Annotated in this window: 9 protein-coding genes; 3 read left to right on the forward strand and 6 right to left on the reverse strand. The window is 70.0% G+C overall.

Annotated elements, in window-relative coordinates; translation table 11 throughout:
- Positions 1-984 (forward strand): SMP-30/gluconolactonase/LRE family protein (locus GTW67_RS29385; RefSeq protein ID WP_237519084.1); only part of this gene is annotated, 984 nt, incomplete at its 5' end.
- A 114-nt stretch (positions 985-1,098) separates the two neighbouring features.
- Positions 1,099-1,764, forward strand: coding sequence for a ThuA domain-containing protein (locus GTW67_RS29390; protein WP_161167787.1), 666 nt, complete (start codon positions 1,099-1,101; stop codon positions 1,762-1,764).
- 49 nt (positions 1,765-1,813) lie between these two features.
- Here the strand turns inward: GTW67_RS29390 and GTW67_RS29395 are convergent, their stop codons facing one another.
- The 6 genes from GTW67_RS29395 to GTW67_RS29420 all read right to left on the reverse strand — a co-directional run bounded on the left by GTW67_RS29395 (position 1,814) and on the right by GTW67_RS29420 (position 9,044).
- Complete coding sequence (locus tag GTW67_RS29395; RefSeq protein WP_161167788.1) at positions 1,814-2,635, reverse strand: heparin lyase I family protein; 822 nt, start codon at positions 2,633-2,635, stop codon at positions 1,814-1,816.
- A 92-nt stretch (positions 2,636-2,727) separates the two neighbouring features.
- Positions 2,728-4,737 (reverse strand): BamB-related PQQ repeat family beta-propellar protein, encoded by a 2,010-nt coding sequence (locus GTW67_RS29400; RefSeq protein WP_161167789.1) that lies wholly within the window; start codon positions 4,735-4,737, stop codon positions 2,728-2,730.
- A gap of 53 nt (positions 4,738-4,790) precedes the next feature.
- Positions 4,791-5,771 carry a hydroxyacid dehydrogenase gene (locus GTW67_RS29405; protein ID WP_161167794.1) on the reverse strand — a complete coding sequence of 327 codons (981 nt, stop codon included), beginning with the start codon at positions 5,769-5,771 and terminating at the stop codon, positions 4,791-4,793.
- Positions 5,772-5,836: 65 nt separating this feature from the next.
- Positions 5,837-6,766 carry a carbohydrate ABC transporter permease gene (locus GTW67_RS29410; RefSeq protein ID WP_202437851.1) on the reverse strand — a complete coding sequence of 310 codons (930 nt, stop codon included), beginning with the start codon at positions 6,764-6,766 and terminating at the stop codon, positions 5,837-5,839.
- On the reverse strand, positions 6,763-7,695 hold the full coding sequence (locus tag GTW67_RS29415; RefSeq protein ID WP_161167790.1) for a carbohydrate ABC transporter permease: 933 nt from the start codon (positions 7,693-7,695) through the stop codon (positions 6,763-6,765). Before GTW67_RS29415 ends, GTW67_RS29410 begins: the two co-directional genes overlap by 4 nt.
- Entirely contained in the window at positions 7,692-9,044 is a 1,353-nt protein-coding gene (locus tag GTW67_RS29420) for an extracellular solute-binding protein (RefSeq protein WP_161167791.1), read from the reverse strand. Before GTW67_RS29420 ends, GTW67_RS29415 begins: the two co-directional genes overlap by 4 nt.
- 284 nt (positions 9,045-9,328) lie before the next feature.
- Between GTW67_RS29420 and GTW67_RS29425 the strand changes: the two genes are divergently transcribed.
- Positions 9,329-9,907 (forward strand): DeoR family transcriptional regulator (locus GTW67_RS29425; RefSeq protein WP_161167792.1); only part of this gene is annotated, 579 nt, incomplete at its 3' end.

Raw genomic sequence — 9,907 nt, forward strand, 5'->3', positions numbered from 1 at the left:
TCACCCCGCCGCTGGACCCCTCCCCCGGCCCCGGCCAACCAAGGACGCACCGCCACCACGAGCCCCTTCATCGTCACCCGCCGCATCCCCACCGGTGGCCACGGCCCCGAAGACGTCGCCTTCGACCCGCGAGGCCGCCTGCTCACCGGCCTCGCCGACGGCACCATCCTCCGGATCGACCCCGCAACCGGCGACCGCACCGTCCTCGGCAACACCCAAGGCCGCCCACTGGGATTGCACCCCTCCGCGGACGGCACCATCCTCATCTGCGACCACGACCGCGGCCTGCTGCGCATGTCCCCCGACGGATCCGTCGACGTCCTCGTCGACACCGTCGCCGGGCATCCCCTGACCTTCGCCAGCAACGTCACCGAAGGCCCGGACGGCACCGTCTGGTTCACCGTGTCCACCCGTCGCTGGCATCTCGACCACTACCTCGGCGACGTCATCGAGCACTCCTGCACCGGCCTCCTGGTGCGCCGCGCCCCCGACGGCACCGTCACCGTACTGCGCGACGACCTGAAATTCGCCAACGGCCTGGCCCTGGCACCCGACGCCTCGCACCTGCTCCTCGCCGAAACCACCGGATACCGCATCAGCCGCTACTGGCTCACCGGCCCGAAAGCCGGCACCACCGAACCCTTCGCCGACAACCTCCCCGGCCTGCCCGACAACATCAGCCTCGGCAGCGACGGACTCCTCTGGGCAGCGATCGCCGCACCCCGCAACGCCCTCCTCGACGGACTCCTGCCACTCCCCGGGCTCCTGCGAGTCCTGCTGTGGAACCTCCCCGACGCCCTCCGGCCCAAGCCCACCCCCATCGCCTGGACCATGGCCTTCGACCTTGACGGCCACCTCGTCCACGACCTGCGCACAGACGACGGCTCATACGGCTTCGTCACCAGCGTCACCGAGCACCGCGGAACAGTAGCCGCCGGAAGCCTCCACGAAGACGACCTCGTCATCCTCCGCACAGACGGCTGAGATCAGGCAGGACCGAGCGCCGTTGCGGGGGCCTTCGACCCTGGCGACGCCTTGCCGGGACGGAGGTCCGATGTCTAGGGTCGGACTGAAAGCGCTTACCAAGAAGGGGGCCCCGTGCCGACCTCGGAAGTCCTGGTCTACACACGTACCGCCGGCTATCGCCACGACTCCATCCCGGCGGGCGCGGAGGCGTTCGTCGAGCTGTGCCGGGCGGCCGGGCTCCGGGCAGAGGCCACGGACGATCCAGGGGCGTTCACACGGGAACGACTCGACCGGTGCGCAGCCGTGGTCCTTCTGTCCACCACCGGGTCGGTCCTCACCGACCCGGGCCGAGCGGCCTTGGAGTCATACGTGCGGCTCGGCGGCGGACTTCTCGCCGTGCATGCGGCCGCCAACGCCGAGCCCGACTGGCCGTTCTACGGCACCCTGCTCGGCACTCGCTTCGCGGGCCACCCTCCTCTGCAATCCGGCCTGGTTCACGTGGAGGACACCGCACACCCGGCGACCGCGCACCTGACGGAGCAGTGGGCCTGGACCGACGAGTGGTACGACTTCACCTCGCACCCGCGCGACGCCGACGTGCACGTCCTGCTGCGCGCCGACGAGTCCACGTACGAGGGCGGCACGCACGGCTCGGACCATCCGCTGTCCTGGTGCCACGAGAAGGCGGGCGGCCGGTTCTTCTTCACAGCCCTCGGTCACACCTCGGAGTCGTACGCGGCCCCCGCCTTCCGGGCTCATCTGTCCGGCGCCCTCAGCTGGGCAACAGGCGGCCGGTGACCGGAGCCGCCGCACCTTGTGGCTCGGCGGCTTCTGCCCCTTCCGTGGTTCAGGAGGAGCCCAGGTCGATGACTCGGATGTTGTCGTGCTGGACCACCCGCGTCGCGGGGTCTCCCGCTGCTGTCGAGGATGCTGGACGGTACAGGCCCCACTTGATGTAGCCGACGGTCGTGGGGTTCTCCGGGTGGAAGGTGTTGACGTCGGTGTACGTCTTCTTGAGCGTGAAGCCCGACTCCCCCGGCATCTGGGCGGAGACCTTGTAGTACCCGGTCTTGTCCTCGGCCCAGCGGACGTCGATCCGGAATCGCATCCACTTGTTGACGTAGTCGCGGAAGTCCTCGACCACCGTTGCCTGCAAGTCCAGGAGCGGGGAGCGGAACGCGATCTCGTTGCGCTTCGCCATGAGGTAGAACGACGGCTTGTTGCCGCCCGCGTGCTTGCCCTGGAAGATGATGTCGCCGGCGCTGCCCTTGCCCGTCTCCCAGTCCTTGAGCATGACGCTGAACTCGTAGCGGTGCACGTCGCCCACGTGAACGATCGACGTCTTCAGCTCGTTGTTCGCACTCTCGCTGCGGGGTGCCCCGTCGGAGACGTAGTCAGGGTCGTCCAGTGTCACCTTGTGGGAGATCGAGTACGAACTCCCGTCCCCGCCCTTCACGACCTTGGAGGCGTCGGGGGCCTTGGCGTGGGTGGTGGTCAGGCCCGTGATGCCGGAGTCCGGGGTGCCGGACTCGTAGTCCACGTCGAGCAGGCTGGACGCCTTCTGCGGCTGGGGTGCCGTCGGCGTCGCGGTGGCGGTCGCGGCGTATGCGGTGCCGGCGGCCGTGGCCATGCAGACGGCGATGCAGATCCTCTTGTGCACGTTCTTCATCGAAGCTCCCTGAAAGGGTGGGGGGATGATGCCGGACATCTCGTGGGGGACGGCGAGGGAGGGGCTGACACGGGCACGTGCGCCCGTTCTGGTCAGTACCGGTGGTGGTCGGTGATCTGGACGAGGTTGCGGCCCCGCATCGTGTAGAGACGGCCGTGCTCGTCATGGGCGATGTGGGAGCCGCTGTACCAGCCGCCGTTCATGTCGGGGGCGACGACGGAGACGGCGAAGGTCTTCGGATGGAAACGGAAGACGGTGGTGTCCGAGACGCCGTAGACGACACCGCGGTTGGTCACCAGGGCCGCGAAACCGTTGCTGACCGAGGTGACGTCCGCGCGGTGGATCAGCTTGCGGCGCGGGATGTCGATGACGAACAGGCCGCCCTTGCGCGACAGTCCGTAGAGGTGACGTCCGCGGACCGCGAGAGCGGCGGTGCCGGCCGACTGCTGCGGGTCCAGTCGCCACAGTTCCTTGCCGGCCACCGGATCGAACGCGACGACGGTGCTGCGCGGCCCGGTGGGGGACGTGTTGTCACCGCCGAGGAAGGCGACGCCGTCCCGGGTCGCGATACCGCGGACGCACTGTGACTCGTCGACCGGATCGGCGAAGTGCCGGTGGCGGCCGGTCCGCGGGTGATAGGTCCACAGCGCTCCGCCCCCTTCGGTGTCGGACTGCACGCCGGCGAGTACGAGACCGTTGTCCTCGTCGTAGGTGACGTCCAACGGGCGGTTCTGCTCGGAGGGGTAGAGCGCGGCCTGGCCGATCCTGCCGGTGCGCGGGTCGTACCGCCAGATGCCCTGCGAGTTGTACTGCCCGGTGTACAACGTGCGGTTGACGACGATGGCGTCCTTGGCCTCGCCGGGCGCGCGAAGCTTGACGACCTCGTCGCTGCCGAGTGTGTGACGGGCGATCGTCGCGTTTCCGCCCACATAGACGTAGCCGCCGCCGGCGGCGATACCCATCACGGTCTGCGGGGCCATCGGCGCGCCCGCCTCGCCGAGGTCGGTGACGGCGGCGGTCCCCTTCACGGGGTCGATCTGGGCCACGAAGCCGTAGGCCGAGGTGACGACGGCCTTGCCCCCGCGGCTGTCCACGCCCCAGATCTCGCCGAGTTCGGGGCCGTCGAAGCGCACGGGTGCGATGGCGTCCGTCGCCGGACGGTAGGCCAACAGGCCCTCTTCGTTGGCGTAGTAGAGGGTGTCGTCGATCATCGTGAACGACTTGGCGACCTTGCCGATCGATGTCGCGAGCCGGTACGACGAGAGATCGCCGAGGTCCATGAGAGCGACCTTGGAGTCCTCCGTGGCGCCGGCGGTGCTCACGGCGAGCCGGTCGCCGATGACCGCGAGATCACGGATGCTCGGATCGCCGGCCATTTCCGAGGGCGTGACGGAGGCGAAGGTCCTGGCGGACCGGTCGTAGGCGTAGAGCGCGGCCCTGCTGGTGTCGCCGCCGCCGTTGAACGTGGTGCCGGCGCCGAAGAAGGCGTGGGTGCGAGTCGCCGCGACGGCCCGCGCGAGGGTGACCTTCTGGTCGGGGATCCCCGCGTTGCGGATCTCGCCGGTCGCGGGGTCGTACTCCCACAGGGCCGGGACGGTGTCGCTCCCACCGCCGACCGCGTAGACGACACCGTCGGGTGCCACGGCGAGTGCGCGTACGTCGCGGTCGCCGATGGAGCCGAGGGGTTCGGCCGGCTTGTCGGGCGAACGCAGGTCCCAGCGGAAGAGATTGGGGCGGCTGCCGGCTGCCTTCTGAAGGACGCCGGCGTAGAGGTACCTGCCGCTGTCGTCGGCGGCCAGTGCCTGGATGGAGTGGCCGTTGGTCAGGCCGGTCCGTGCCACCACCTTCTGGGTCGTCAGGTCCACGGCGATGATCTGGGCGGGCTCGATGTTGCGCGATCCGACGTAGACGGTGTCACCGATCAGCGTCGCGCTCATGAGCGAGAACTGGAGTACGGCCGGGCCCAGGTCGACGATGTGCGGGGTCCGGTCGCCGGCGGCGGGAGCCGCCTGCGCGGAGTTGGCGGTCAGGCCGACGGCTGCGAGGCCCGTCAGGCCGCCGGCCCGCAGTACGGTCCTTCGGCTGGGGCGCGGTTCGTTCATGACTCTCCTCCTGGGCTCATGGGACGGCTGGTCGGGGGAACGGGGGGCGCGGGTCATGCCTGCACGGTCAGGGACTGCCTGGTGACCGGTGCCATTGGGGGCAGGCCGGCGGCGTAGCGCTCGAGTTCGGTGAGTGCGGCGCCGGCCATCGTGCGGGTCTCGGAGCCGAGGGAGCCGGCGATGTGCGGGGTGAGGACGACGTTGCGGAGGTCGTACAGCACGCTGTCGGCGGGCAGCGGTTCCGGGTCGGTGACGTCCAGGACCGCGTGGAGGCCGGCGCGGCAGGCGTCCTCCAGCGCGGCGGTGTCGACCAGGGAGCCGCGTGCGGTGTTGATGAGCACCGCGCCGAGCGGCAGCGCCGCCAGCTGGGCCGCGCCGATCATGTGCCGGGTCTCGGGCAGTTCGGGTGCGTGGAGGCTGAGTACGTCCGCCTGCGGGAGCGCCTGTGCGAGCTGGGCGGGTTCGGCTCCCGCCGCGGTGATCTCGGCGGGGTCCGCGACGGGGTCGACGACCAGGACGCGGGCCAGGCCCAGGGTGCGCAGGAGGTCGACGACGCGGCGGCCGATGCGGGAGAAGCCGACGAGGACGACCGTGCGGTCGCGTCCGCTGAGTTTGCCCCGGCTGTGCAGGTAGCTCCAGTCCTCGCGGAAGCGGCGTGCGTCCATGGCGAGGAAGGGCGCCTTCTTGAACGCCCAGAGGATCGCGCCGAGCGTGTACTGGGCGACGGGCTCGGCGTTGCTGTCGGCGGCCGTGGTCACGAGGAGCCCCCGGTCGAACACGGCGTCCGGGACATGGGCGCGCACCGATCCCGCGGCGTGCAGCACCGCTCGGAGGTTCGGGGCCGCTTCCAGCACGTCGCGGTCCAGAACCGGGCAGCCCCAAGAGGTGATCAGCACCTCCACTGCGCCGAGGCGGGCGCGGACGGTGTCGGAGTCCAGGTGCGAGGCGCTGAGCGGCTGTCCGAGGGAGGCGGCGGCATCCAGCCTGGCCAGTTCCTCCCGTCCGAACTGGGTGTGCAGCGTCCGGTCGTTCATCAGCAGCAGGGTTTCGGGCCTGCGCCGGGCGGTGTTCGGTCCGGTGCGGGTGGGGATGGTCGCGGTCACTTGACGCTCCCTGCGGACAGGCCGCTGCGCCACTGGCGTTGCAGCACCACGAAGGCGGTGATCAGCGGCACGACGGCGAGCAGGGAGCCGGTGATGACCAGGGGGTTGTAGTCGGGGAACTGCGGGGCTCGGGTGTTCCACTGGTAGATGCCGAGCGTCATGGGGAACAGCTGGGGGTCGGTGAGCATCACGAGGGGCAGGAAGAAGTTGTTCCAGATGCTGACGAACTGGAACAGCAGGATGGTGACGAATCCGGGCGCCATCATCGGCAGGGCGATGGTCAGGAAGATGCGCCACTCCCCGGCCCCGTCGAGGCGCGCCGCCTCCAGCACCTCGTCGGGCACGGCCGCGTCCGCGAAGGTACGGGCGAGGTAGACACCGAACGGATTGCTCAGCAGCGGGAGGAAGACCGCCCAGAACGTGTTCACGAGGTGCAGGTTGGAGGCGAGCAGGTACAGGGGCAGCGCCAGCGCGGTGGGCGGCACGAGAACGCCGGCCAGGGTCACGGCGAACAGGGCGCGCCGGCCGGGGAAGGAGAGCTTGGCGATGGCGTAGCCGCAGGCGGTGCAGATCAGCGCGCCCAGGACGGCCCCGACGCCCGCGTAGAGGAGGGAGTTGCGGATCCAGTACAGGAAGACGCCGTCCTCCCGGGCGAACAGGTCACGCAGGTTGCCCCACAGATTGAAGTCGGCGAGTTTGAAGGCGCTGGTGGAGGAGAAGTCGCCGACGGACTTGGTGGCCGAGGTGACGAGCCACACCAGCGGGAGGACGCTGTAGAGGGCGGCGAGCAGGAGCACGCCGTGCACGGCACCGCGCGAGGTCCAGCGGGAACTGAGGTAACCGGTGCGCGGTCCGTCGGCGGGGGTACGGAGGACGGGCGGCCGGCGGGCGGCCGGGGACTTCGGTGTGGTGGTGGGGGCGCTCATCGGGACCTCCGGGAGGACAGCCGCATCACCAGCGCCGAGAGCAGGGCCGAGGCGAGGGCGAGCAGGATGGACGCGGCCGCGGCACGCCCGTAGTCGTTCCTGATGAAGGCGGCGTCGTAGATGTAGAGGCTGGGGGTCCACGTACTGGTGACCGCGCCGGTGAAGGTGCGCAGCACCATGGGCTCGGTGAACAGTTGCAGGGACCCGATGGTGGTGAAGACGAGCGCGACGAAGATCGTCGGGCGGATCATGGGGATCTTGATGGACAGCGCGGTGCGCAGAGCGCCGGCTCCGTCGGCGCGCGCGGCTTCCAGCACTTCGCGGGGCACGGTCTGCAACGCCGTGTAGAAGATGATGACGTTGTAGCCCATCCACTGCCAGGTGGCCATGTTCACGATGGCGGGCAGCACGCCGGCCTCGCCGAACGGGTCGAACGGCAGGATGCCGTCGAGCGGGCCGATGCCGGGGCTGTAGAGGTATCCCCAGATCAGTCCGGCGATCACTCCGGGCACCGCGTACGGGAGGAAGACCGCCAGGGACCACAGTTGCCGCAGCCGTACGGTGGCGGAGTTGAGCAACAGGGCGATGAGCAGGGCGCCGCCGAACATCACGGGGATGTGGATCAGGGCGTAGCCGGCGACCTTGCTCACGCTCTCGCGGGCGGCCGGGTCGCCGAGGACGTCGGTGTAGTTGCCGAAGCCGGCGAAGACCTGTTGGTAGCCGTCGAATCCGAGTCCGGAGAGCCGGTCGGTGTACAGGCTGAGGTAGAAGGCGTATCCGATCGGCACCAGCACGGTACAGAGCAGCAGCAGGGCGAAGGGCGCGGCGAGGGCGGCGCCGGTGAAGCGGCGGCGGCCGGCCGGCTTGTGCGCCGGCGGGGGCACGGAAGACGGTGTGGACACCGTCTCCACGGTCTGGGCGGTGGTCATGTCCGGCTCCCGTCCGTGACGGCCAGGCCGCGGGCGCGCATGGCGGCCACTGTCGACGACTGCACCTCGTGCAGGGCTCTGGGGATGGTGGTCGCTCCGGTGGCCACCGGGCCCAGGGCGTCGGCGATGGTGGCGAACGCGCTCAGCGACGTCGGTCCCCAGGTCCACTCGGGGACCCGGGTCGCGGCCTCGTCCAGTACGTCGAAGATCGGGGCACCGGCGAAGTAGTCGTCCGCGTAGGTGGTGCGGGCCACTTCCCGGTTGGCGAGGTAGGCGGGCGAGGGGAAGGTGACCTCCGCTCCGATCCGGGGGACGGCGGGGTCGGTGCTGAGCCAGCGGAGGAACGTGAGGGCGGCCTCGGGCGCCTCGCTCTCGGCGGAGACTCCGAAGGCGGACCCGCCCCAGACACCGGTGGACGGGTCGTCGGCCCAGCCGGGCAGGGGGGCGACGGCCCAGCGGTCCTTGTCCGCGGGCAGGGACTTCTGGAGCATGCCGACGCCCCAGGTGGCCCCGAGCATCCCCCAGAGCCGTCCGTGGTGCATGGCGGATGTCCAGCTCTGCGTGCCGGTCGCCCCGCTCGCTGCCCGGCCGGAGGCGATCATGTCCTGCCAGTACTCGGCCACGCGCATGGTGCCCGGACCGTCGATGCCGACCCGCCAGGAGTCCGAGGCGATGTCCCACCAGGGGTCGCCGGCCTGCCAGGCCAGTCCGGCGAGGAAGGCGCCGTCGTTGAGCGGGAAGGTGGTGATCCGTGCCTCCCGGTCGACCTTCCTGACGGCGGAGGCGGCCTGGCGGAAGTCCGCCCAGGTGCGGGGAACTTGGATGCCGGCCCTGTCGAACAGGTCCTTGCGGTAGAAGAAGGCCATCGGGCAGAAGTCCATCGGCACCGCCCAGGTCTTCCCGCCGGGGCGCACGCTCTGCCACGCGGCCGGCAGGAAACCGCCGGCGAGGTCGTCCACGTCGGCGCTCAGGTCGCGCAGGCCACCGGTCGTCACGATCTGCGGCAACGCCTGGTACTCGACGTGCAGGATGTCGGGGGCGTTGTGGGCGCGGATCGCGTTGGTCTGCTGGGCGTAGCCGCCGGAGATGCCGGCGGCTATCACACTCAGCTCGACGTGTACGTCCCGTTGGGAGGAGTTGAACGCGGCGACGTACTGGTCCATGCCGGTGAGCCACGACCACAGTCGTACGCGTGTGGCTCCGGAGGTCCGGCTCGAACAACTGGTGAGGGCGCCGCCGGCGAGAAGCGCGGTGCCCAGGCCCGCGGAGGTCCGCAGCAGGGACCTCCGCGACCAGTGCGTCCGAGGGGTGCTTCCGATGTTGCCGGCGTCGGAGGAGTAACCGAACACCTGGGGTTTCCTTTCACGCAGGAAGGTGTTCGCACACTTCAGCCCCTGCGCGATTTTCGGTCAACGAAAACGAGCTGCATCGATCACGATCGATAGGAAAGCAAAGATCAAAGAGGCTGACCGAGTCCAACCCCCGAGCAGTTTCGCGCTCTCCGTATGCGTATGAGTGCGCTGAGCGACCAAGCCCACACCCGGTTCACAGCCTGAGCGCCGTGCGATAGAACAGAACGAACACAACAGAAGTCGAACGATACAAAGCGTTCAAAGCGAAGGATCAGATCACCATGGCACTGGCAGCGGAGCGCCAGAAGTTCCTTCTCGCCATCGTGCGGGAACAGGGCAGCGCGCGCCTGGCGGATCTGGTCGAACGGCTCGGCGTCACCGCCGTGACCGTCCGCAGGGACATCACGACGCTGGCCGACCGCGGACTGGTGATGCGCGTCCACGGCGGGGTCACGCTGCCCCACCGCGGTCCGGGAGCCGACGAGAGACCCCAGCACCGGAGCGTCCTCGCGCACGGCCGGTTTCCCGAGCAGGCCTTCGTCGGCATGGTCGTCCCCACCGTGGAGTACTACTGGCCGGCCGTCATCCAGGGAGCGCAGTCGGCCGTGGCCGCCGCGGGCGGACGACTGGTGCTGCGCGCCTCCGCCTACGACGCGACGGAGGACCGGCGCCAGGTGACCGGGCTCCTCGACCGCGGCGTGCGCACCCTGCTCGTCGCCCCCACCAACACCGGCGACGCGGGCCAGGACCTGCTGCGCTGGCTCGGGACGCTCAACGTCCCCGTCGTCCTCGTCGAACGACTGCCACCGCCGACTCTGCCCACCCTGCCCCTGGACGCCGCCACTACCGCCCACAGCCTC

Origin of the sequence: Streptomyces sp. SID5910, assembly GCF_009862125.1 — a bacterium.
Lineage (GTDB): Bacteria > Actinomycetota > Actinomycetes > Streptomycetales > Streptomycetaceae > Streptomyces.

Excerpts from the sequence above, each read along its gene's own strand:
- GTW67_RS29395 (WP_161167788.1), bottom strand. The coding sequence starts at position 2,635 with ATGAAGAACGTGCACAAGAGGATCTGCATCGCCGTCTGCATGGCCACG.
- GTW67_RS29400 (WP_161167789.1), bottom strand. The coding sequence starts at position 4,737 with ATGAACGAACCGCGCCCCAGCCGAAGGACCGTACTGCGGGCCGGCGGC.
- GTW67_RS29405 (WP_161167794.1), bottom strand. The coding sequence starts at position 5,771 with ATGAACGACCGGACGCTGCACACCCAGTTCGGACGGGAGGAACTGGCC.
- GTW67_RS29410 (WP_202437851.1), bottom strand. The coding sequence starts at position 6,766 with ATGAGCGCCCCCACCACCACACCGAAGTCCCCGGCCGCCCGCCGGCCG.
- GTW67_RS29415 (WP_161167790.1), bottom strand. The coding sequence starts at position 7,695 with ATGACCACCGCCCAGACCGTGGAGACGGTGTCCACACCGTCTTCCGTG.